Raw genomic sequence first — 21,050 nt, 5'->3', positions numbered from 1 at the left:
GGGGACGGTTTGATCAGCCCCAGGGATGATTCCGCGGGCCGCGTCCCGCGCGTCCGTGCCGCGGGCCGGCCGCGGCTCGATCCGGTGTCGCCCCGCAGGCGCCGCGGGTCCGCTCAGCCCAGCGTCCAGGACCTTTTCGAGAGCCCGAACCAGAAACCGTCGATCGCGGTCCGGGCGTCGATGCCTCCGGAGGCATATGCCGCCCCGAGGGCGACGTAGAGAGGCGCCCAGTGCTCGGAGCGGGGGTGGGCCTCGCGGGCCGCGGGCGCCTTGCGCAGGAAGTCGAGGATGGAGTCGACGTCGCCGCGGGACATGGCCTCTTCGGCCCACTGGTCGAACTCGCTGGACGCCGCGGGCGGCGCGGTGTCCGGGCCGGCCGCGGGGTCGAACCAGCGGAGGTTGTGCGTGGTGAAGCCGGAACCGACGATCAGCGTGCCCCGATCGCGCAGGGGCGCCAGCGACGCCCCGAGCTCGAACAGGCCCTGCGGGTCCAGCGTGGGCATGGACATCTGGACCACCGGCACGTCGGCCGCGGGGAACATCTCCTTCAGCGGGACGTACGCGCCGTGGTCCAGTCCCCGGCCCTGGTCGTGCTCGACGTGGTGGCCGTGGGCCCCGACCAGGCGGGCCACCTCGCCGGCGAGCCCGGGGGCGGGCGGGGCGTCGTAGCGCACGTCGTAGTACTTCTGCGGGAAGCCCCAGAAGTCGTAGACCAGCCCGGCCGGCCGCTCGGTCGCGCTGAGCGTGACGGGGGCGTTCTCCCAGTGCGCGGACACCATGAGGATGTCCTTCGGCTTCTCGAAGGTCGCGGACCACTCGGCGAGCTCGCGCGTCCAGCGGGCGTCGTCGGCCAGCGGCGGGGCCCCGTGGCTGAGGAAGAGGACGGGCGGGCGGTCCAGTGTCGGTGTCATGGGTCGATCGTACGCCCATTTTATTGAATCTTCAAGTATAGGGCGTAGAGGGGTCTGTCCGGCGGCGCGCCGCGGCATCCAGCGGCCTCCCCGACGTGTCCTAGCCGGCGGCGAGCCGCCGGTCCAGCTTGGCGAACGACGACATCCAGCCCTCCCCGGCCATCGGCAGCAGATCGGCGGCGTACGGGCCCTGGGTCAGCGTCAGCCGCGTCCGGCCGCCGTCCAGCTCCGCCAGCGCCACGCGCAGCACCATCGCCCGGCCGCCCGACTCCTCGGTGGCCTCGGTGTGCCCCACGAGCAGCCGGGGCTCCTCGACTTCCCCGAGCCGCGCGGTGACCGGCGAGCGCTGGGCGGGATCGTCGTCGGAGGCCATCTCCAGGTGCCATTCCCCGCCGGGACGGGCCTCCACGCGCACGGTCTCCTCCGCCACGGACCACCCCTCGGGGCCGAACCAGCCCGCCAGGGACCGGGGATCCGTGAAGGCCCGCCACAGCGCCTGCGGCGGTGCGTCGAAGTCGCGTTCCAGTACCAGATGCTCGTCCATGCCGCCGAGACTACGCCCGCCGGGCCGACGTCGGAAGGCGCCGAATTTGCCCCGCGGCAAACCCTTGCCCGGCATCGGTCGCGGTGGTGGACTGTGGGGCATGAGCAACCGAACCCCCACCACCACTGCGCCCGCCGCGGCCGAGGCTCGAGCGGTCACCCCCGGGGACACCACCACGGTGATCGCCATCGGCACCAAGAAGGGCCTTTGGCTGGCCACGAGCGTCGACCGCGCCACGTGGACCCTCGGCGGGCCGCACTTCCTCAACCTCGAGGTCCCCTCCGTGGCGATCGACACCCGCGGCGGCCGGACGCGCATCCTTGCGGGGATCAACGACTGGCACTGGGGGCCCACGGTCGTCTATTCGGACGACCTGGGGGCCACCTGGTCCGAGCCCGAGGACGGCGCGATCAAGTTCCCGGAGGACACCGGCGCGGCGCTCGAGCGCATCTGGCACCTCCGCCCCGACACGGCGGAGCGGCCCGGCGTCGTCTGGGCCGGCTGCGAGCCGATCTCGGTGTGGAAGTCGACCGACGGGGGCGAGCACTTCGAGCTCAACCGCGGGCTGTGGGACCATCCGCACCGCAAGGACTGGGCTCCGGGCGGGGGCGGCGCGACGGCCCACACCGTCGTACCCCACGCCGCGGACGACAACACCGTGCACGTGGCCATGAGCACCGGCGGCGTCTACCGCTCGCGCGACGGCGGCGGGACCTGGGAGCCCCGGAACAAGGGCATCGCGGCCGGCTTCATGCCGGACGAGGAGCCGGAGTTCGGCCAGTGCGTCCACCGGATCACGGCCGACGCCGGCGACCCGGAGCGGCTCTACGCGCAGAACCACGGCGGCGTGTACCGCACGGACAACGGCGGCGACCAGTGGATCAGCATCGCCGACGGGCTCCCCGCGGACTTCGGCTTCGTGTTCCTGAGCCACCCGCGCTCGGCGGGAACCGCCTGGACCATTCCGCTGCGCGGCGACTACGAGCGCGTCCCCGTCGGCACCCGCCTCAGCGCGTACCGCACCACCGACGCCGGCAACACGTGGGAGGAGCAGCACGCGGGCCTGCCCGACGGCGAGTGGAACTCCGTGCTGCGCGACGCCGCCGGCGTGGACGACCACGACGGCGAGGTCGGCGTCTATTTCGGCACGCGCGCGGGCGAGGTGTTCGCCAGCACCGACGAGGGCGCGACCTTCACCGCCGTGGCGGAGCGGCTGCCCGACGTGCTCAGTGTCCGCGCCGCGGTCGTCCGCTGAGTCCGCCGTGGCGACCGTGACGCTCGAGGTTCCCGCGGTGCTCGCCCCCACCGTGGGCGGGCGGCGCGTCCTCGAGGTGGAATGCGAGGACGGGGCCAGCGTCGGCGCCGTGCTGGACCGGGTCTCCGCCCGGTTCCCGGTCTTCGCCCGGCGGATCCGGGACGAGACGGGCAGCGTCCGCCGCTTCGCCAACGTCTTCGTCGGCAGCGACAACATCCGCGACCTCGCGGGGCTGGACACCCCGGCCCCGGCCGGCGCGCGGATCATGGTGATACAGTCCGTGGCGGGCGGCTAGCCCGGGAAGCCGGGGCGGATGGACTGGTATCGAAAGCCCGCCCGGGCGGCGGCGGAGGCCTTCGGGGTGGACCGCGCCACAGGGCTCCCGCCCGAGGAGGCCGCGCGACGCCTCGCCGAGGCCGGGCCGAACAGCCTGCGCAGCGCGCCGCCCACGCCGACGTGGCGCAAGATCCTGTCCCAGTTCCAGGACCCGCTGATCTACCTGCTGCTCGGCGCCATCGCGGTCTCGGTGCTCGCCTGGGGCGTCGAGGGGGCCGCCGGGGTCCCCGTGGACGCCGTCGTGATCGCCGTCGTCGTGGCGCTCAACGCCGCGCTGGGGTTCCTGCAGGAGAACAAGGCCGAGAACGCGGTGGCCGCACTGCAGTCGATGACCGCCGCCAGCTCGACCGTGCTGCGCGGCGGCGCCCTGCGCACCGTGCCCACGGCGGACGTGGTGCGCGGAGACGTGCTGGTCCTGGCCGAGGGCGACGCCGTCGGGGCCGACGCCCGGCTGTTCTCGGCCAGCGGCCTGCGCGTCGCCGAGGCCTCGCTCACGGGCGAGAGCGAGGCGGTCACGAAGGACCCGGGCACCCTCAGCGTCGAGGCCCCCCTCGGCGACCGCACGAACATGGTCTACAAGGGCACCGCCGTCGCCCAGGGCGTGGGGCGCGCCGTGGTCACGGGCACAGGCATGGGGACCGAGGTCGGCGCCATCGCCGGGCTGCTGGAGGCGACGGAGGCGGAACCGACGCCGCTGCAGCGCGAGCTCGCCGTGGTCAGCCGGGTCCTCGGCGCCACCGTGATCGCGATCGCCGTGGTCGTGATGGTGGTGACGGCGCTCGTCAACGAGGTGGACACGCTTCCCGACCTCGTCACGGTCCTGCTGCTCGGCGTCTCGCTGGCCGTGGCCGCCGTGCCCGAGGGCCTGCCGGCCATCCTGTCCGTCGTGCTCGCGATCGGCGTCACCAACCTGGCCCGCCGGCACGCCGTCGTGAAGAAGCTGCACTCGGTGGAGACCCTCGGATCGGCCTCCGTGATCGCCTCGGACAAGACCGGCACGCTGACCCGCAACGAGATGACCATCGTGCGCCTGCGTACCGCGTCGGGCGAGGTCGAGCTCTCGGGCACGGGCTACGACCCGGCGGGACAAGCCACCAGCGGCGGCCGCCCCGTGGAAGACGGGGACCTCCTCACGGAGGCCGGGCTGCTGCTGCTGGGCGGCTCGCTGTCCAACAACGCGCAGCTGGAGCTGCGCGGCGGCGCGTGGGAGATCCAGGGCGACCCCACTGAGGCCGCGTTCCTCGTCGCGTCCAGGAAGCTGGACGGCGTGGCCGAGCGCGCGGACCTGTTCACGCGGCGCGCCGAGATCCCCTTCACGTCCGAGCGCAAGGTCATGTCCACGCTCCAGCACCGGTCCCGCGACGACGTGGTGGCCATCGTCTCCAAGGGCGCCCCGGACGTCCTTTTGGCGCGCTGCACGGCGGTGCAGGTGGGCGAGGGCGTGGAGCCGTTCGACGACGTTCGCCGCGCCACGGCGCTCCGGGACGTCGAGGACCTCTCCTCCCGGGCGCTGCGCACGCTCGCGGTGGCCTACCGCCGGTTCGAGACCCACGAGCGCGGCGCGCTGGAGGTCTTCGACGAGGACGACGAGGGGGACCTGGTGTTCCTCGGGACGGCGGGCATCATCGATCCCCCGCGCGCCGAGGCCGCCGCGGCCGTCGCGGAGGCGCGCCGTGCCGGCATCCGGGTGGTGATGATCACCGGGGACCACCCGGTGACCGCGGCGCGGATCGCGGCCGACCTGGGGATCGTCGCCGAGGGCGAGCGCGCGGTCACCGGGGCCGAGCTGGACGCGCTGGATCCCCCCGGCCTCGCCGGGACCGTGCGCCGCGCCTCCGTATACGCGCGGGTGGCCCCGCGCAACAAGCTGCAGATCGTCGACGCCCTGCAGTCCGGCGGCAACGTCGTCGCGATGACCGGGGACGGCGTCAACGATGCCCCCGCCCTGAAGTCCGCGGACATCGGCGTCGCCATGGGCATCGCGGGCACGGAGGTCACGAAGGAGGCGTCCGCCATGATCCTCGCCGACGACAACTTCGCGACGATCGTCGTGGCGGTCCGCCAGGGGCGCGCCATCTTCGACAACATCAAGAAGTTCCTGCGCTACCTCCTGTCCTCCAACATGGGCGAGGTCTTCACGGTCTTCCTCGGCGTCGTGTTCGCCGGCGTGCTCGGGCTGACCGGGGCGGGGGCGGAGGCCGTCGTCGTGCCGCTGCTGGCGACCCAGATCCTGTGGATCAACCTGGTCACCGATTCGGGGCCGGCGCTGGCCATGGGCGTGGACCCGGAGATCGACGACGTCATGGCGCGCGCACCGCGCGGCGCCGGGGACCGCATCATCGACGGCCGCATGTGGACGGGGATCCTCACGATCGGCCTGGTGATGGCCCTGGCCACGCTGCTGACGATCGACGTCTTCCTGCCCGGCGGCCTCATCGAGGGCGGGGACTCGCTGGAGGTCGCGCGCACCGCGGGCTTCACGACCCTGGTCTTCGCCCAACTCTTCAACGCCTTCAACTCGCGCTCGGAGACCACCAGCGCGTTCCGCCGGCCGTTCGACAACGCGTGGCTCTGGGGGTCCGTCGGTCTGGCCGTGCTGCTGCAGGTCGCGGTCGTGCACCTCGCGCCGCTGCAGGTCGCGTTCGGCACCGCCGCGCTGGACGCCGCGCACTGGGCCGTCTGCGTCGCCGCGGCGTCGTCCGTGCTCTGGTTCGACGAGCTGCGCAAGCTCGCCCAGCGGCTCCACGACCGGCGGGGCGCCGCCGGGTAGGCTGATCGGGCCAGCCCAGACCCGAAGGGACCCCATGTCCGCCACGACGCCGTCCGCCCCGCCCCACGCCACCCGCGGGGACTGCCTCGCCGCCGACGCCGCCGATCCGCTGCGCGGCTTCCGCGACCGCTTCCTGCTGCCCGACGGCGTCGTCTACCTCGACGGCAACTCGCTCGGCGCCCTGCCCGCCGGCGCGGAGGAGCGGGCCCGCGAGGTCGTGGCCGAGGAGTGGGGCCGCGGCCTCATCCGGAGCTGGAACACCGCCGGGTGGTTCGACCTGCCAGGGCGCCTAGGCGACAAGCTCGCCTCCCTGCTCGGCGGCAACCCCGGCGAGGCGGTCGTCACGGACACGACCAGCCTGAACCTCTTCAAGGCCCTCGCCGCGGCCATCCGCATCCAGCAGCGGGACCGCCCCGGTCGGCGCGTCATCGTCAGCGAACGGGACAACTTCCCGACCGACGTCTACATCGCCGAGGGCATCGCGGATTTCCTGAACTCGGTGGCGGAGGAGACGGGCACCCGCTACGAGGTGCGCCTGGTCGACGCCTCGCTGTCCCTGCGGGACGCGCTGGCGCCGGGGGACGCCGCCGTCGTCTCCCTGTCGCACGTCAACTACCGCACCGGATCGATGTGGGACATGGACGCGGTCACCGCCCAGGCGCACGACGCCGGCGCACTCATGGTCTGGGACCTCGCCCACTCCGCGGGGGCCGTGCCCGTGGACCTCAACGGCGCCGACGCCGACTTCGCGGTCGGCTGCACGTACAAGTACCTCAACGGGGGGCCCGGCTCCCCCGCCTTCATCTGGGTCCACGCGCGCCACCAGGACCGGTTCTGGCAGCCGCTGGCCGGATGGTGGTCGCACGCGGCGCCGTTCGCGATGGCGGAGAGCTACCGGCCGGCGGGCGACATCCGCCGCTTCCTCTGCGGCACGCAGCCGGTGACGTCGCTGGCCCTCGTGGAGACGGGCCTGGACATCACGCTCGAGGCCGACCAGGCCGCGCTGCGCGCGAAGTCCCTGGCGCTGACGGACCTGTTCGTCCGGCTCGTCGAGCAGCGCTGCGCCGCCCATCCGCTGGAGCTCGTCACGCCGCGCGAGCACGCGCGGCGCGGCAGCCACGTGAGCTTCCGGCACCCCGAGGGGTACGCCGTGATGAGCGCGCTGATCGCCCGCGGCGTGATCGGCGACTACCGCGAGCCCGAGGTCCTGCGCTTCGGCGTTACGCCCCTCTATACCGGGTACGCCGACGTCTGGGACGCCGTCGAGGCGCTGCGCGACATCCTCGACTCCCGGGCGTGGGACGCCCCGGAGCACCGCGAGCGCAACGCGGTCACGTAGCCGGCGGCGGGCCGCCGGAACGGCGGCCGTGACGCGGCCCGCGGGACGGCCTAGGGTTTGAGCATGAGCAACCTGGAGACCGCCCCGGAGGAAGTCGTCTGCGAGCAGGGGCGCGTACCCGCCGGGCCCGAGATGCTGGTCCCCCGCGACGTTCCCCTGGGCGGGCCGCGCGCCATGACCGTGCGCCGGACCCTCCCACAGCGGGCCCGCAGCCTGATCGGCGCGTGGTGTTTCCTGGACCACTACGGCCCCGACGCTGTCGGCGCGTCGGGCGGCATGAGCGTCCCGCGGCACCCGCACACGGGGCTGCAAACGGTCAGCTGGCTGTTCACCGGGGAGGTCGAGCACCGGGACTCCGCGGGATTCCACGCGATCGTGCGGCCCGGCGAGCTCAACCTGATGACGGCCGGGCGGGGGATCAGCCACTCCGAGTTCTCCACCGGGGACACGGTGACGCTGCACGGCGCCCAGCTGTGGACGGCCCTGCCGGACGCGGCCCGGCATGCGGAGCCCGGCTTCGAGCACTACCGCCCCGAGCCGGTGCGCGGCGACGGCTGGGAACTGCGGGTTTTCCTGGGGTCGCTGGGCGGCGACGCCTCCCCGGTGCGGACCCACACGCCGCTGCTCGGCGCCGAGATCCTCCTGGCCGCCGGTTCCACCCTGGAGCTGGACCTGGACCCCGCCTTCGAACACGGGATCCTGCTCGACGCGGGCGAGCTGCGCCTGGACGGGCACGCCGTGCCCCGCGACCACCTGGCCTACCTGCCCACCGGGAGCATGCGCGCGCGGCTCGACGCCGGAGCCGCCGACGTCCGCGCACTGCTGATCGGCGGGGAGCCGCTGGGCGAGCAGATCGTCATGTGGTGGAACTTCGTGGGCCGCAGCCACGACGAGGTCGCCACCTACCGGGCGCAGTGGCAGGCGGAGATCGGCGCCGAGCCGCCGGCGCCCGGCGACGCCTCCGGGCCGCCGCGCTTCGGCTCCTTCCCCGCCGGCCAGCCGGCCCCGCTGCCCGCCCCGGCCCTGCCCAACGTCCGGCTCCGGCCGCGCGGCTGAGCACCCCGCACCCGACCGGGAGGACGCCGATGGACCCCGTGAACGCCGCCGCCGAGATCACCGTCCGCCACAACGCCGAGGGGCGCCGCTACGAGCTGGTCGACGCCGGCCGCGTGGTCGGCGCGGCCCACTACGTCCCCTTCGGCGGCGACGAGCGGATTTTCTACCACACGACCGTCGACGGGTCCCACGGAGGGCGGGGGCTCTCCGCGCGCCTGGCGGCCTTCGCCCTGGACGACACGCGCGCCCTGGGGCAGCGGATCGTCGCCGTCTGCCCGTACATCCGCGGCTACGTCGCCAAGCACCCGGAGTACCGCGAGGCGGTCGCCCCGACGCGCCCGGACCACCTCGGGGCCGTCCCGCGGGGCTAGCCGGCGGGCGGTCGCCGCCCCCGCGCCGCCCTCCAGCCGGTGGACGGGACTACCAGCCCGTGGACAGGACGTGGTCGATCGCGTCGACGACGAAATCGGCGCTCTCTCGGGTCAGGCACAGCGGGGGCTTGATCTTGAGCACGTTCTGCCGCTCCGACGTGGGCTGCACGATGACGCCGAGCTCGCGCAGGCGTTCGCAGATCGCCGCGGTCTCCCGCGCCGCCGGCTCCAGGGTGGCGCGGTCGGTGACGAGCTCCACGCCCAGGTAGAGCCCGGCCCCGTGGACGTGCGCGACCATCGGGTGCCGCTCCCCCAGCTCCTCGAGCCGCCGGCGCAGGTGCCCGCCCACGTCGCGGGCGTTCTCGGCCAGCGACTCGTCCCGCATGGCGTCCAGCACGGCGAGCCCCACGCGGCACGCGAGCGGCGAGCCGCCCGCCGAGGAGAAGAACATGCCCTCCCCGCCGAGGGCCTCGGCGATGGCGCGCGTGGTCAGGACGCCCCCGATCGGGAAGCCGTTGCCCATCGGCTTGGCGATGGTGACGATGTCCGGGACCACGCCTTGGAGGCCGAACCCCCAGAAGCCGCTCCCCATGCGCCCAAAACCGACCTGGATCTCGTCGGCGATGCACAGCCCGCCGTGCGCGCGGACGGCCGCGTAGACGTCGCGGAGGTACCCGTCGGGCAGGAGCACGCCGCCCGCGTTGCCCAGCACCGACTCGCAGATGAACGCGGCGGCCGGTCTCCCGTCCCGCCGGAGACCGTCCAGCTCCCCGGCGAGCTCCGCCGCGTAGGCCGCCCCGGCGCCGGGCCCCGTGTGCCGGCCCCGCAGCGGGTTGGGCACGTCGGCGACGTGCACCCACTCCGGCCGGGACGCCAGGGCCCGCGGGTTGTCGTAGGCGCTGGTGGTCACGGCGTCCGCGCCCACCGTCCAGCCGTGGTAGGCCTCCCGGAGGGCGACCATCGTCGTCCTGCCGGTCGCGGCCCAGGCCAGCCGGATCGCCAGGTCGACCGCCTCCGAGCCGCTGTTGACCAGGAGCACGGTGTCCAGCCCCGATCCCGCCGGGGCGAGCGCGACCAGCCGCTCGCCGTACTCGGCCAGCGACCGGTACAGGAAGCGCGAGTTCGTGTTGAGCAGGCGCAGCTGCTCCGCGGCCGCGCGCGCCACGGCGGGATGGCTGTGCCCGATGCCGGCGACGTTGTTGACCATGTCGACGTAGGCCCGCCCGTCGGCGTCGACCAGGTGGTGGCGCCAGCCGCGCTCGATGTGGGGCGGCTTCGCGAAGTAGCGCTCCTGCGCGGAGGACAGGAGACGTTCCCGGCGCCGCTGTTCCGCGGAGGCGGAGGCGGGCGCGGCCCGCGCCGGGAGCCCGAGCAGCGGGCCCGGATCCGGGGCGAGGATCCGCCAGGCCGCGGCGTGGCCCGGCACGGCGAAGAGGGGCACCGCCTCGGGCGCGTCCGCCGTCGCGATCCGGACCGACGCCGGGCCGGACCGCCCGGGGGACGACGCCGGGACGACGGCGAGCGCGTCGCCGGCGCCCACGCGCGCCGCGCCCCGGGCCGCGGTCGCCACGCCGTCGAGCAGCAGCCGCGTCCCGTCGCCGGCGAGCAGCTCGAGTGCGTGCGGGCCGACGGTCCGCGCCATCCCGGCCCACGGCGCCCGGAGCCCCACGGGGGCGTTCGTGTACAGCTGGAGGGCCAGCGGGACCGTTGCGCCCGCCGCCCTGCTGTTGACGGCCGTGCGGGTCAGCCTCGGGTCGCCGCGGGGCAGCACGACCGTCGCGTGCCGGGTCAGCGCCTCGGCCGCGAGGCGCTCCTCGATGCCGTCCTCGAGCCAGCATCCGTCCGCGAGGTGCGGGGACTCGACGCCGAGGTCCAGGACGTATGCGTCCTCGAGCATGCAGAGCGCACCCGCCGCGGCGTCGTCGGCGGCCGTCGGCGCGGTGCGGGTGGGAAGATCCAGCTCCGCCAGCACTGCCGCGGTGGCGACCTCGATCGGCAGGCATGTGGCGGTCTCGAAAATCAGCCATTCGTGGTCCATGCGTTCGGCGGCATATTCGTTGCCGGGCTCGATCCCGGTCTGCGCCCAGCCGGCGCCGACGAGGACCGCGGCGCGCAGGACCAGCAGGGGCCAGAGGGCCCGGGCCTCGGGGACCGACAGCGGGGCCCGCGCGTGGAACGCCGCGGCCGCCGGCAGGACGGCCAGCGGATCGCCCGGCCGGTGGTGCAGCAGGGAGGAGCACGTCACGGCCAGCTCCGCGGCCCGCCAGCCGAGGGCCAGGTCCCCGAAGTCGATGACCGTGAGGTTCCGCGCGTCCGCGACCGGGCCGCGCGCCACGATCACGTTGTCGTCGGTGAGGTCGCCGTGGATCGGCTGCACCGGCAGCCCGGACGCCAACGGGGCCAGCGCCCGCTCCGCGGCGTCCACGGCGGCCGCCACGCGGAGGGCCCGGTCCGGGTCGCCCACCGCGGCGAGCAGCGACCGCGCGACGTCGGCGCCGCGGCGCAGGTCCCACTGCAGCTCGCGGTCGAGCCCCGGGTGTTCGAACCCCTCCAGCGCGGAGTCGACGGCGGCGGCGACGGACCCCAGGGCGCGGAGCGTGGCGTCGGGCAGGTACCCCGCGTCCACCAGCGAGCGTCCCGCCACGTGCTCGAACAGCCGGACGTGGTGCCTGGCCCCGGATACCTCGGCGACCTGGAGCCGCGAGCCGTCGAGCCCCGGCAGGACCCGGGCGACGCCGATTCCGGCCGCGTCGAGCCTGCCGATGGCCCGGTTCTGCGCGGCGAGCTCGTCGGCGCCGAACGCCGCGTTGTCGATCTTCAGGACCCACCGCGCGGCCGGACCGGCGGCCTCCGACTCGAGCAGGAAATTGCGGTCCTGGTTGCTGCCCAGCTCGGCGGCCGTGGCCCGGAGGCCGTAGAGCCGCAGCGCGAGCCCGGCGGCCGCGGCGGCGTCGACGTCGGGTCGGGTCAGGGCGGGGGCGACGGCGGCCTCCGCAGCCGGCCGGACATGGCCGGAGGCGGGCGCCTCCGCGGAGCGGGGAAGGTCGGGGTCCATGGATTCTCCGGCGGGGCGGCGGCAAGCGGTCGGACCCCATTATCCGGCGCCACCGATGCATTTGCGAGGTGCGGGCGCGGGCGTACAGTGTCTCCCACAGCCTTCCGGCCCCAGGAGCAGGTCATGACGGAACACGACACGCACACGCGCGGTCCCCGCCGCGAGCCCGAGGTGCTGACGTTCGCCGAGGCGCGCACCGCCGTCGTCCGCGGACGCGACATTCCCTCCGGCGAGCTGGCGGCGTTCTTCGACGCGTCCTTCGGCGCCCTCGCGGGCTTCCTCAGAAGCCGGGCGCTCAGCCCGGTGGGGCCCGCCTTCGCCCTCTACCCACGGCTCCCGGCCGAGACGACGGACCTGGACGTTGGTTTCGCGATCGACCATCCGCTGGTCGGTGACCACACGACGGACTCCGGGATCGTCGTCTCCGCCTCGCGGCTGCCGGGAGGTCCCGCGGCGACGGTGTCCCACGTGGGCCCCTACGACGCCTTGGGCGACGCGTGGCGGGGGCTGCTGGATTGGGCCTCGCGGAACGGACACGCGCCGGGCTTGCCGTTCTGGGAGGTCTACGTCACCGAGCCCTCGCCGACCGCGGATCCGGCGACCCTGCGCACCGACCTGTTCCTGCCGGTCGAGGCGGAGCGCGTTCCCCCGGCCCCCTAGCGCGCGGCGGGGGCTCAGAGGCCGTGGTGGAGCACGAACGCGGCCAGGAACCCCAGCGCCGCGATCAACCCGGTGAGCATGTGCTGCTCCTCGAACGCCTCCGGGATCATGGTGTCGGAGAGCATCGAGAGGATGCCGCCGGCGGCGACAGCGGTGACGACGGCGACGAGCTCGCCCGGCGCGTCCCGCAGGGCCAGATAGCCGAAGAGCGCCGAGAGGCCGGAGATCGCCGCGATGCCGCCCCAGATGCCGAACACCTGCGCCGCGGGTTTCCCGGCGCGCTTCATGTCGTCGGTGCTGGCCAGCCCCTCCGGCACGTTGGAGATGATGACGGCCGCGAGCATGGCGGGATTCACCGACGCCCCGCCGACCAGCCCGAGACCCAGCACGATCGACTCCGGGACGCCGTCCAGCAGCGCGCCGACCGCGATCGCCGTGCCGCCGGACGCCTTCTGCTGGGCCCCGTCAGCGGGCTTCCGCCGCGCGTCCCCGGAGGCGTCCCGCCGCACTTCGCCGGAGGCCTCCCGCGGGGCGACGCCGAGGGCGTTCCGCCCCGCGTCCGGCCGCGCGCCGCCGACCGGTCCCGGTCCGGTCCCGCCGAACCTTCCGGAGCTTCCGCGGCCCGGCGGCCTCCTGGCGCGGCGGCGGTGGTGGGCGCCCGAACGGACCAGCAGGGCGTTGGCCGCGACGTATGCGGCGGCCCCGGCCAGGAATCCGGCCGCCGTGGGCCAGAGGCCCCCGGTCTCCAGCGCGTCGGCAACGAGTTCAAAGGAGAGCGCGGAAATCAGGGCGCCGGCGCCGAAGGCCATCACCGTGGACACGGCCCGGCGGGGGATCGTGTATTTCCAGGCGACGGCCGCCCCGACGAGCAGCGCGCCGCCGGCGAACGTGCCCCATGACAGGGCCTGCAGCCAGACGGGCATGGGCCCACCCTACCCGTGGACCGGCTAGAAGCCCCCGCCGCCCTCGCTGGCCATGTTGTTGAAGCGCGAGTAGTGGCCCTGGAAGGCCACCACCATGGTCTTGGTGGGCCCGTTGCGGTGCTTCGCGACGATCACGTCGGCCTCACCCGCCCGGGGGGACTCCTTGTCGTAGATGTCCTCGCGGTGGAGCAGGATCACCATGTCGGCGTCCTGCTCGATGCTGCCGGACTCGCGGAGGTCGGAGACCATGGGCTTCTTGTCCGTGCGCTGCTCCGAGCCGCGGTTGAGCTGCGACAGCGCGACCACCGGGACCTCGAGCTCCTTGGCCAGCAGCTTGAGCGCTCGGGAGAACTCCGAGACCTCCTGCTGGCGGGACTCCACGCGCTTGCCGGAGCTCATCAGCTGCAGGTAGTCGAGGACGACGAGCTTGAGGTCGTGCTTCTGCTTCAACCGGCGGCACTTCGCGCGGATCTCCATAAGCGACATGTTCGGCGAGTCGTCGATATAGAGGGGGGCGTCGTTCAGCCGTCCCATCGTCGTGGCGATCTTCCCCCACTGCTCGTCCTTGACCGTGCCCTTGCGCAGGTCCTGGAGGCCGATGCTCGCCTCCGCCGACAGCAGGCGCATGGCGATCTCGTTGCGTCCCATCTCCAGCGAGAAGAAGACGGTGGTCATGTTGTGCTTGATGGCCGCCGACCTCGCCCAGTCCAGGGCGAACGTGCTCTTGCCGACGGCGGGACGCGCCGCGATCACGATCATCTGCCCGCCGTGCAGACCCTGGGTCAGCTCGTCGAACTCGTAGAAGCCGGTGGGGACGCCGGTCATGCCCTCGCCCCGGTGCCCGGCCGACTCGATCTCGTCCACCGTGCCCTCGATGATGTCGCGCAGCGGCACGTAGTCCTCGGCGGTCCGTCGTTCCGCGACGGCGTAGATCTCCGCCTGGGCCTGGTTGACGATCTCGTCCACTTCGCCGTCCTGGGAGTAGCCCAACTGGACGATCTTGGTCCCGGCGTCGACGAGGCGGCGCAGGACGGCGCGCTCCCGGACGATCTCGGCATAGAACCCCGCGTTGGCGGCGGTGGGGACCGATTGGATGAGGGTGTGGAGGTATGCGGGACCACCGATGCGCGAGATCTCCGAGCGCTTGGTGAGCAGATCGGAGACGGTGACCGCGTCGGCGGGCTCGCCGCGTCCGTAGAGGTCGATGATGGCCTCGAAGATGGACTCGTGGGCCGGCCGGTAGAAGTCGATCCCGCGGAGGACCTCCACGCAGTCGGCGATGGCGTCCTTGGACAGCATCATGCCGCCCAGGACACTCTGCTCCGCCACCAGGTCCTGTGGCGGGGTCCGGCCGAACTCAGACTCCCGCGAACCCTTGGAGTCTGTCTGCATCAGCGACACGTCGCTTCCCTTCACCTCGGTGGTGGGCGGCCGTCGGCGCACCCGTGCTGCCTCCATTATCCCAGCCCGCGCCGGGTCCGTCTGGAGGTTGTGGAGATCGCGGGGCGAGGCCCGTCGCAGTGCGCGCGGTGGACCGGAGACCCTGTCACCATAGACCCTTTCCGCGCCCTTCCCAACCGAGTTGTCCACAGCCCATGTGGAGAAGCTGTGTGCAGTGCGGCGTGTTGTGTGCACAGACTGGGGAGGAGGTTGTGGATGAAATATTTCTTTCAGATTCGAAACGGCTCTGACTAGGCTTTTTATCCACGACAACCTGTGTACAAAAAGATTTTCGGGATCAACATTCAGGGGCTACTTGGAGGTTGTGTGGTGGGTTACGATCCCACGAGCGTCACTTTTCCACAGAAGCAACGGCACTATCCACAGACACGCGGGTCGCGCCTGTGCATGCACGCCGGATCTTGGTTGTCCACCCCACCCGGCACTGCGATACTGTCCCCATGACCACCAGCGCGATGCCTTCCCCGTGAGCGAAGCCACGACCCGGGCTGCCGCCGTCGACCCCTTGGATCGCGTGGACGGTGTGGGGCATCCGGTGCGCCGCGCGGACGCCCACGCGCTGCGGGCCCGGCTTGGCCGGCACGGGCCCGGCGCCGCCTGCCTCTCCGTCAACAGGCCGGCCGACATCGATCCCGGGATCCTCCGCCAGCTCGTCGACACCGGATACCGGCACGTCATGTCGGACCTCCCTGCACCGGTCGGCTCACCGAGCCACGACCACTAGCCGCGCACACCCAGCCACAGGAGATGCACCATGCCCGGACTCACCCTTCAGGAGATGCTGGTCCTCGGCCTGATCTTCGCGGCGCTCGCCTGGCTCCTGGTCGCCGCGATCCGGTCCCGACCGCGCCACCAGCTCAACGAAGCCGACCAGTACATCGCCCGGCTCAATGAGGCCGCGGCGCGGCAGCAGGCGGCGGACACCGAGCGCGCCGAGCAGCTCCGGCTCGCGACAACGCAACGGACGGCGGCGGCACGGCGCGCCTCGACCGGACGCACGGGCCAGGGCGCCTCGTCGACCGCGGGACGGGCGGCCACCGAACGGCAGGCCGCTGCGAGACTCGGAGCGACCGACCCGGAATACGCCGAGGTGCTGGCACTCGTGCAGGCCGGGAAAACCCGGGAGGCGGTCCAGAAGATCCACCACGACACCGGTATCCCCCTGACGGAGGCCCGGAAGTTCGTCGACTCCCTCCAGGCGTCCTAGGCGGCTGACGACCCACTCGGCCACTCGCCCCTGCATGTCGCTGACCCGGCTGGGTTCGGGGCACGCGCCACCGGCCCGCACCCGTGCCACGCGCCTCGGACCGCGACTACACCAGGGCGGTCTCCCGGAGACGTCGGAACGCGGACCCGTGGAAGACGAGGGGTTCGTTCGCGTCCGCGTGTGCCGCATGGCCGTGGACCCGCAGCAGCACCACGCGGTGGTCCCCGGCGGGGATCTCCTGCTCGACGCTGCATTCGAGCCAGAGCGCTGCCTCGTCCAGGAACAGGGCGTCCTGGTCGGTCGACTCGAGCCGGAGCCCGGCGAAGCGATCCCCCTGGCGGGACGCGATCTGCCGGCAGACGCCCTCGTGGCGCTCGCCCAGCACGGAGACACCGATCCGCGGTGCGGAGCGCAGGATCGGCCAGGTGCGGGAAGAGTTCTGCACGGCAAACATCACGAGCGGCGGATCGAGCGAGACGCCCACGGTGAACGATGAGGCGACGATGCCCTGCGGCTGGCCGTCCACCAGGGCGCAGAGGGCGGCCACCCCCGAGGGGAAGCGCGCGAAGGCGCCGCGGAGCGAGTCGGGGTGCAGGTCGTCGGAGAGAGACATGGCGGGATCCTTCGGCGTTGCGCACACCGCGGAAGACCACCCGTGGGGGCGCCCGCCAATGTGCGGTACTTGCCGCACGGGGTGTCCGGACGGCCGAATCATCACCTGGAGCACCCCACTACCGTGAGAGGGTTGCCGTCCAACGAGCCAGGGCTTGACGTTGGCGCTCTTGATTCACCTACCACGCTAGGCCCGTGCCGCATCACGGGTCAAAGGCCCGGCGGAATGTTTCTCCGGGCTACGGAGCCGGCCGCCGGGGACCGCGGCCCATCCGCCGCGGCGTGGGCCTCCGCCTCCGAACCCTCCTCGCTCCTGGCCTCCGCACCGGCACACCGGCACACAAACGCCGAGGGACCCCGCCGTGTGGCGGGGTCCCTCGGTCGTGTCCGCCGGGGCGCGCAACGGCGCGCCACCGGCGGGACGGACTACTTCTTTGCGGCGACGACCTGGAGGTCGAGCGTCGCGGAGACGTCCTCGTGCAGTCGCACGGTCGCCTGGTAGTTGCCGGTCGACTTGATGTGCTCCGGCATTTCAACCTTGCGCTTGTCGATCGAGCCGAGGCCGGCGGCCTCGACGGCCTTGGCGATGTCCTCGGCCTTGACGGTGCCGAACAGCCGTCCGGTCTCGCCGGCCTTGACCGTCACCTTGACGGGCTTCGCGGCGAGGGAGGCGGCCAGCTTCTGGGCCTCTTCCAGCGTCGCGACGGCGCGCGCCGCGCGGCCGGCCTTGATGGACTCGACCTGCTTCTCGCCGCCCTTGGTCCACGTGATGGCGAAACCGCGGGGCAGAAGGTAGTTACGTGCGTAACCGTTCTTCACCTCGATGATGTCGCCAGCGGTGCCGAGACCGGTGACTTCGTGCGTCAGAATGAGCTTTGCCATGTTGGTATCCCTTCCTTAGCCGCGGCCAGCGCCGGAGTAAGGCAGCAGGGCAACTTCGCGCGCGTTCTTGATGGCCTGGGCGATCTTGCGCTGCTCCTGGACGGAGACGCCGGTCACGCGACGGGCACGGATCTTTCCGCGGTCGGAGATGAACTTGCGCAGCAGTGCTACGTCCTTGTAGTCGATGACCTTAACGTCAGCGGCCTTCAGGGGGTTGGACTTTGGTTTGGGCTTACGGAGTTCAGCCTTAGCCATCGTGGAGCTCCTTTGATCTTGTGGAGCCCGCAGAAAGGTTCTGCGGGATGGTGAATATGGGTGTTAGAAAGGCGGTTCGTCGGAACCCGGGTTGTTGCCCCATCCGCCGCTGCCGGAGGAGGAGGACGACGATGCCCACGGGTCTTCGGCCGGCGCATTCCAAGTGCCGCCCGAATTTCCGCCGGAGTTGCCACCGGGGTTTCCGCCGGCGTTGCCGCCGCCAAAACCGCCGGAGTTGCCGGCGTTGCCGCCACCGAAGCCGCCGGAGTTGCCGCCGCCGAAGCCGCCGCCCCCACCGCTGGAGCGCTGGGTGCGGGTGACCTTGGCGGAGGCGTAGCGCAGCGACGGGCCGATTTCATCGACCTCGAGCTCGGAAACGGTCCGCTTCTCGCCTTCCTTGGTTTCGTAGGAACGGGACTTCAGCCGGCCCTGGGCGACGACTCGCATGCCCTTGGTCAGCGTCTCGGCGACATTCTCGGCAGCCTCGCGCCACACCGACGCGCGGAGGAACAGCGTTTCGCCGTCCTTCCACTCGTTGCTCTGGCGGTCGAAGGTCCGCGGGGTGGAAGCGATGGTGAAATTCGCCACCGCCGCCCCGGACGGGGTGAAACGGAGTTCCGGGTCGCCGGTGAGATTACCGATGACCGTGATGATGGTCTCGCCTGCCATGGTGCCTCCTTCTGTCTGTTTCTACTGAGGAAAGCGCAGACTACTCTGCGACGACCTTCTGCTCTTCCGGACGGGTGATCTTGGTGCGCAGGATCGTCTCGTTGAGAGAGAGCTGGCGGTCAAGTTCCGCGGAAGTCGCCGGGGTGGCGGTGTAGTTGACCACCGCGTAAATCGCCTCGGTCTTCTTGTTGATCTCGTAGGCCAGACGACGGCGGCCCCAGATGTCGACGTTGTCGATGGTCCCGCCATCGTTGCGGACCACATCCAGGAACTTGCCGAGAGTCGGCTCCACGGTACGCTCGTCGACCTCGGGGTCGATCAGTACCATCAATTCGTATGCACGCATGTGAACCCACCTCCTTTGGGCTAAACGGTCACGGTCTTTCCGTAACAGGAGGTTCTTCGCGTTGGCCGCGGCCGCACCCGGTTCCGGGCGCGACACAAACAGCCTGAACCATCCTACGGGATGTCCCCAGCACAGACTAACCAGGCCCGCGGGCCGGCAGCCCCCGGCGCCCCGACCGGTGGACGGGACCCGGCGGCGGCAGCCTGTGGACGGAAGGTCAGCCGGGCCCGTCCATCCATTCCGGCAGCAGCGCGCACATGGTGATGGCGTCGACCCGCACCCCGTCGAACACGAGGGCCGCCAGGCGCCGACCCTCGACGAGGAAGCCGGCCTTCTCGTACACACGCACGGCGCGGGGGTTGAAGCTGTAGACCTCCAGCCCGATCCGGAAGAGGTCGGTCTGCGTGAACGCGTACTCCACGAGCAGGCGGACGGCGGCCGTGCCCAGCCCCCGGTCACGCCCGGCGGGTCCGAGGAGGATGCGCAAGCCGCAGGACTGGTTCGCGGGCTCCCAGTCGTTCAGGACGATCTCCCCGACGCAGCCGCCCGTCGCCTCGTCGACCACGGCGAGGTCCAGCCGGTCGGCCTGCTCGGCCCGCGTCCGGTACCAATCCAGCGTCGCCGCGTCCAGCACCGGCGCCGCCGCCCGGAGCTCCCGCGTCGAGTGGACGCTGCCGGTCAGGCGCAGCACGTCGGGATCCGCCAGGATCGGCCCCATCGCCTCGATGTCGGCGGGCGTGAACGGCCTCAGGACGACGCCGTCGCCGCGCAGGGTCGGCTTGTGGGAGAAGATCGTGTCCCGTTCCATGCGTGCCTGCCTCTCGCGCCGCCGTCGTGCCCGGACGGCGGGCGCCGGGCGCCGCCCGCCCCGGCACCGCCATTCTAGGTCCGCCCGCGTCAGGCGCGGAAGAACGCCCCGGCCGCCAACGCGAGGCGCAGCGGGTCCTCGACGCCGCACATCTCGCGCGCCGAATGCATGGACAACAGGGCGATGCCCACGTCGACGGTGCGGATGCCGAGGCGCGTCGCGGTCAGCGGTCCGATGGTGGACCCGCACGGCAGCGCGTTGTTCGACACGAACTCCTGGTACGGCACGCCCGCATCGGCGCAGACCCGCGCCCAGAGCGCCGCACCGACGGCGTCGGTGGCGTACCGCTGGTTCGCGTTGATCTTCAGCAGCGGCCCCCCGTTGAGGGCCGGACGGTTGGCCGGGTCGTGGCGGTCCGGGTAGTTCGGGTGGACGGCGTGGCCGGCGTCGGCCGAGACGCACACCGAGTCCGCATAGGCGCGGGCCCGCTCCTCCAGGCCGGCACCGAGGCCCGCGGAGATGCGCTCCAGGACCTCCTGCAGGAACGGCCCGCTGGCTCCGGAGCGCGTGGCGGAGCCGATTTCCTCGTGGTCGAACGCGGCGAGGACCGCGATCCTCCGGCCAGCGCCGCCGGAGGCGTGCGCCGCCAGCGCGGCCACCGAGGCGTGCACCGAGGAGAGGTTGTCCAGTCGGGAGGAGGCGAAGAACTCGCCGTCGCCCCCGAACACCGCGGGCCGCTGCGCGTCCGCGAGGACGACGTCGTACCCCCCGACCTCGGCCGCGTCGACGCCGGCCGAGGCCGCGAGCACCGCCAGCACGTCCGACTGCGCGGGGGTCCCGAGCCCCCAGACCGGGTTCATGTGCTGCTGCTTGTCCAGGACCAGCCCGTCGTTCACGCCGCGGTCGAGGTGGATGGCCAACTGCGGGAAGCGCAGCATGGGCGCCGTGCGGACCAGGTGCTCCGCGCCGTCGCGCGTCACGAGACGCCCGGCGAGCAGCAGCTCGCGGTCCAGCCAGGAGTTCAGCAGGGGTCCCCCGTAGACCTCGACGCCGGCCTGCAGCCAGCCGTCGCGGCCGGTGCTGGGGCGGGGCTTGAGCTTGAACGTGGGCGAGTCGGTGTGCGAGCCGAGGATGTGGAATCCGGTCGTCGGACCGGCGGCCTCGGGAACGACCCAGGCGATCACGGCGCCGTCGCGCACGGCGTAGTAGGCCCCCGGCGCGGAGGTCCACGCGTCGGGCTCGGCCAGCGGGGAGAACCCGGCGGCCGCGAGCCGCCGCGCCGCCTCGGCGGCGGCGTGGAAGCTGGACGGGGACGCCGCGACGAACGCGCCCAGGTCGGCGACGTGGTCGAGGGCGGCGTTAGTGGCCATGTCCATCCTTCGTTCGGTGTCCGGGTCGGGTCCGGGGGCCGCCGCGCGGGATCCGGGCCCCCTGCCGGTGGCGGGCGAAGGCCAGGACGGCCAGGCCCACGACGATGCTACTCCAGCCCGGCACCGGCCGGCCGAGCACCGACGCCACGAACGCACCGCCGGCCAGCAGGACCATGGCGAGCATGAACCACGGGTTGCGCAGGGACTCGATGTTCACGGG

Annotated in this window: 22 protein-coding genes and 1 riboswitch; of the genes, 9 read left to right on the top strand and 13 right to left on the bottom strand. The window is 72.7% G+C overall.

The features are described from left to right. Positions 1-113 precede the first annotated feature (113 nt). Together ACETWP_RS02930 and ACETWP_RS02925 are read right to left on the bottom strand one after the other, a co-directional pair. Positions 114-911 (bottom strand): dioxygenase family protein, encoded by a 798-nt coding sequence (locus ACETWP_RS02930; RefSeq protein ID WP_373970698.1) that lies wholly within the window; start codon positions 909-911, stop codon positions 114-116. A 100-nt stretch (positions 912-1,011) separates the two neighbouring features. After that, a complete protein-coding gene (locus ACETWP_RS02925; protein WP_373970697.1) occupies positions 1,012-1,455 on the bottom strand; it encodes an SRPBCC family protein in 444 nt (147 codons plus the stop codon). A gap of 100 nt (positions 1,456-1,555) precedes the next feature. Between ACETWP_RS02925 and ACETWP_RS02920 the strand changes: the two genes are divergently transcribed. From ACETWP_RS02920 to ACETWP_RS02895, 6 genes are all read left to right on the top strand, one after another. Continuing rightward, the gene (locus ACETWP_RS02920; protein WP_373970696.1) at positions 1,556-2,710 is read left to right on the top strand and encodes an exo-alpha-sialidase; all 1,155 of its coding nucleotides are present in this window, start codon (positions 1,556-1,558) and stop codon (positions 2,708-2,710) included. A 7-nt stretch (positions 2,711-2,717) separates the two neighbouring features. Beyond that, positions 2,718-3,005, top strand: a complete 288-nt coding sequence (locus ACETWP_RS02915) for a MoaD/ThiS family protein (protein ID WP_373970695.1) — start codon at positions 2,718-2,720, stop codon at positions 3,003-3,005. An 18-nt stretch (positions 3,006-3,023) separates the two neighbouring features. Then, entirely contained in the window at positions 3,024-5,816 is a 2,793-nt protein-coding gene (locus tag ACETWP_RS02910; RefSeq protein ID WP_373970694.1) for a cation-translocating P-type ATPase, read from the top strand. Positions 5,817-5,850: 34 nt separating this feature from the next. Continuing rightward, positions 5,851-7,155 carry a kynureninase gene (kynU, locus tag ACETWP_RS02905; RefSeq protein ID WP_373970693.1) on the top strand — a complete coding sequence of 435 codons (1,305 nt, stop codon included), beginning with the start codon at positions 5,851-5,853 and terminating at the stop codon, positions 7,153-7,155. 63 nt (positions 7,156-7,218) lie between these two features. Beyond that, positions 7,219-8,211, top strand: coding sequence for a pirin family protein (locus tag ACETWP_RS02900; protein WP_373970692.1), 993 nt, complete (start codon positions 7,219-7,221; stop codon positions 8,209-8,211). A gap of 29 nt (positions 8,212-8,240) precedes the next feature. After that, complete coding sequence (locus tag ACETWP_RS02895; protein ID WP_373970691.1) at positions 8,241-8,582, top strand: GNAT family N-acetyltransferase; 342 nt, start codon at positions 8,241-8,243, stop codon at positions 8,580-8,582. Between the two features lie 49 nt (positions 8,583-8,631). Here ACETWP_RS02895 and ACETWP_RS02890 read toward each other — a convergent pair whose 3' ends face one another. After that, a complete protein-coding gene (locus tag ACETWP_RS02890; protein WP_373970689.1) occupies positions 8,632-11,637 on the bottom strand; it encodes an aminotransferase in 3,006 nt (1,001 codons plus the stop codon). Positions 11,638-11,760: 123 nt separating this feature from the next. On the opposite strand from ACETWP_RS02890, the gene ACETWP_RS02885 reads away from it, so the two are divergent. Beyond that, complete coding sequence (locus ACETWP_RS02885) at positions 11,761-12,297, top strand: GyrI-like domain-containing protein (RefSeq protein WP_373970687.1); 537 nt, start codon at positions 11,761-11,763, stop codon at positions 12,295-12,297. 14 nt (positions 12,298-12,311) lie between these two features. Here the strand turns inward: ACETWP_RS02885 and ACETWP_RS02880 are convergent, their stop codons facing one another. Further along, the gene (locus ACETWP_RS02880) at positions 12,312-13,220 is read right to left on the bottom strand and encodes a ZIP family metal transporter (RefSeq protein WP_373970686.1); all 909 of its coding nucleotides are present in this window, start codon (positions 13,218-13,220) and stop codon (positions 12,312-12,314) included. 24 nt (positions 13,221-13,244) lie between these two features. Continuing rightward, positions 13,245-14,612 carry a replicative DNA helicase gene (gene dnaB / locus ACETWP_RS02875; RefSeq protein WP_373971012.1) on the bottom strand — a complete coding sequence of 456 codons (1,368 nt, stop codon included), beginning with the start codon at positions 14,610-14,612 and terminating at the stop codon, positions 13,245-13,247. A gap of 535 nt (positions 14,613-15,147) precedes the next feature. On the opposite strand from dnaB, the gene ACETWP_RS02870 reads away from it, so the two are divergent. Continuing rightward, complete coding sequence (locus tag ACETWP_RS02870; protein WP_373970685.1) at positions 15,148-15,405, top strand: hypothetical protein; 258 nt, start codon at positions 15,148-15,150, stop codon at positions 15,403-15,405. A gap of 30 nt (positions 15,406-15,435) precedes the next feature. Continuing rightward, complete coding sequence (locus tag ACETWP_RS02865; protein WP_373970684.1) at positions 15,436-15,888, top strand: hypothetical protein; 453 nt, start codon at positions 15,436-15,438, stop codon at positions 15,886-15,888. 106 nt (positions 15,889-15,994) lie between these two features. On the opposite strand, the gene ACETWP_RS02860 is transcribed toward ACETWP_RS02865, so the two are convergent. From ACETWP_RS02860 to ACETWP_RS02825, 8 genes are all read right to left on the bottom strand, one after another. Continuing rightward, positions 15,995-16,501: a flavin reductase family protein gene (locus tag ACETWP_RS02860; RefSeq protein ID WP_373970683.1), complete on the bottom strand. Its 507-nt coding sequence runs from the start codon at positions 16,499-16,501 to the stop codon at positions 15,995-15,997. 60 nt (positions 16,502-16,561) lie between these two features. Beyond that, positions 16,562-16,676, bottom strand: a riboswitch (SAM riboswitch). 250 nt (positions 16,677-16,926) lie between these two features. Beyond that, positions 16,927-17,382, bottom strand: a complete 456-nt coding sequence (gene rplI / locus ACETWP_RS02855; RefSeq protein WP_373970682.1) for a 50S ribosomal protein L9 — start codon at positions 17,380-17,382, stop codon at positions 16,927-16,929. A 15-nt stretch (positions 17,383-17,397) separates the two neighbouring features. Next, positions 17,398-17,637: a 30S ribosomal protein S18 gene (rpsR, locus tag ACETWP_RS02850; protein ID WP_149956646.1), complete on the bottom strand. Its 240-nt coding sequence runs from the start codon at positions 17,635-17,637 to the stop codon at positions 17,398-17,400. Positions 17,638-17,700: 63 nt separating this feature from the next. Next, positions 17,701-18,306: a single-stranded DNA-binding protein gene (locus tag ACETWP_RS02845; RefSeq protein WP_373970681.1), complete on the bottom strand. Its 606-nt coding sequence runs from the start codon at positions 18,304-18,306 to the stop codon at positions 17,701-17,703. Between the two features lie 40 nt (positions 18,307-18,346). Further along, on the bottom strand, positions 18,347-18,652 hold the full coding sequence (gene rpsF / locus ACETWP_RS02840) for a 30S ribosomal protein S6 (protein WP_373970680.1): 306 nt from the start codon (positions 18,650-18,652) through the stop codon (positions 18,347-18,349). Between the two features lie 217 nt (positions 18,653-18,869). Then, a complete protein-coding gene (locus ACETWP_RS02835; RefSeq protein WP_373970679.1) occupies positions 18,870-19,460 on the bottom strand; it encodes a GNAT family N-acetyltransferase in 591 nt (196 codons plus the stop codon). Between the two features lie 89 nt (positions 19,461-19,549). Then, positions 19,550-20,836 carry a M18 family aminopeptidase gene (locus ACETWP_RS02830; RefSeq protein ID WP_373970678.1) on the bottom strand — a complete coding sequence of 429 codons (1,287 nt, stop codon included), beginning with the start codon at positions 20,834-20,836 and terminating at the stop codon, positions 19,550-19,552. Then, the gene (locus ACETWP_RS02825; RefSeq protein ID WP_373970677.1) at positions 20,820-21,047 is read right to left on the bottom strand and encodes a Bax inhibitor 1 family protein; all 228 of its coding nucleotides are present in this window, start codon (positions 21,045-21,047) and stop codon (positions 20,820-20,822) included. Before ACETWP_RS02825 ends, ACETWP_RS02830 begins: the two co-directional genes overlap by 17 nt. Positions 21,048-21,050 lie beyond the last annotated feature (3 nt).

This window comes from Arthrobacter halodurans, from assembly GCF_041877255.1.
Classification (GTDB): Bacteria; Actinomycetota; Actinomycetes; order Actinomycetales; family Micrococcaceae; genus Arthrobacter_N; species Arthrobacter_N halodurans.
Note: the sequence above shows the minus strand (reverse complement) of the source record. Positions and strands in the feature narration are given on the sequence as shown.

What these genes read in the sequence shown, in the direction of transcription:
- ACETWP_RS02830 (WP_373970678.1), bottom strand. Translation starts at nt 20,836, where the DNA reads ATGGACATGGCCACTAACGCCGCCCTCGACCACGTCGCCGACCTGGGC.
- ACETWP_RS02890 (WP_373970689.1), bottom strand. Translation starts at nt 11,637, where the DNA reads ATGGACCCCGACCTTCCCCGCTCCGCGGAGGCGCCCGCCTCCGGCCAT.
- rplI (WP_373970682.1), bottom strand. Translation starts at nt 17,382, where the DNA reads ATGGCAAAGCTCATTCTGACGCACGAAGTCACCGGTCTCGGCACCGCT.
- ACETWP_RS02895 (WP_373970691.1), top strand. Translation starts at nt 8,241, where the DNA reads ATGGACCCCGTGAACGCCGCCGCCGAGATCACCGTCCGCCACAACGCC.
- ACETWP_RS02865 (WP_373970684.1), top strand. Translation starts at nt 15,436, where the DNA reads ATGCCCGGACTCACCCTTCAGGAGATGCTGGTCCTCGGCCTGATCTTC.
- ACETWP_RS02910 (WP_373970694.1), top strand. Translation starts at nt 3,024, where the DNA reads ATGGACTGGTATCGAAAGCCCGCCCGGGCGGCGGCGGAGGCCTTCGGG.
- ACETWP_RS02920 (WP_373970696.1), top strand. Translation starts at nt 1,556, where the DNA reads ATGAGCAACCGAACCCCCACCACCACTGCGCCCGCCGCGGCCGAGGCT.
- ACETWP_RS02885 (WP_373970687.1), top strand. Translation starts at nt 11,761, where the DNA reads ATGACGGAACACGACACGCACACGCGCGGTCCCCGCCGCGAGCCCGAG.
- rpsF (WP_373970680.1), bottom strand. Translation starts at nt 18,652, where the DNA reads ATGCGTGCATACGAATTGATGGTACTGATCGACCCCGAGGTCGACGAG.
- ACETWP_RS02925 (WP_373970697.1), bottom strand. Translation starts at nt 1,455, where the DNA reads ATGGACGAGCATCTGGTACTGGAACGCGACTTCGACGCACCGCCGCAG.
- kynU (WP_373970693.1), top strand. Translation starts at nt 5,851, where the DNA reads ATGTCCGCCACGACGCCGTCCGCCCCGCCCCACGCCACCCGCGGGGAC.
- rpsR (WP_149956646.1), bottom strand. Translation starts at nt 17,637, where the DNA reads ATGGCTAAGGCTGAACTCCGTAAGCCCAAACCAAAGTCCAACCCCCTG.
- dnaB (WP_373971012.1), bottom strand. Translation starts at nt 14,612, where the DNA reads ATGCAGACAGACTCCAAGGGTTCGCGGGAGTCTGAGTTCGGCCGGACC.
- ACETWP_RS02845 (WP_373970681.1), bottom strand. Translation starts at nt 18,306, where the DNA reads ATGGCAGGCGAGACCATCATCACGGTCATCGGTAATCTCACCGGCGAC.
- ACETWP_RS02880 (WP_373970686.1), bottom strand. Translation starts at nt 13,220, where the DNA reads ATGCCCGTCTGGCTGCAGGCCCTGTCATGGGGCACGTTCGCCGGCGGC.
- ACETWP_RS02930 (WP_373970698.1), bottom strand. Translation starts at nt 911, where the DNA reads ATGACACCGACACTGGACCGCCCGCCCGTCCTCTTCCTCAGCCACGGG.
- ACETWP_RS02900 (WP_373970692.1), top strand. Translation starts at nt 7,219, where the DNA reads ATGAGCAACCTGGAGACCGCCCCGGAGGAAGTCGTCTGCGAGCAGGGG.
- ACETWP_RS02835 (WP_373970679.1), bottom strand. Translation starts at nt 19,460, where the DNA reads ATGGAACGGGACACGATCTTCTCCCACAAGCCGACCCTGCGCGGCGAC.
- ACETWP_RS02860 (WP_373970683.1), bottom strand. Translation starts at nt 16,501, where the DNA reads ATGTCTCTCTCCGACGACCTGCACCCCGACTCGCTCCGCGGCGCCTTC.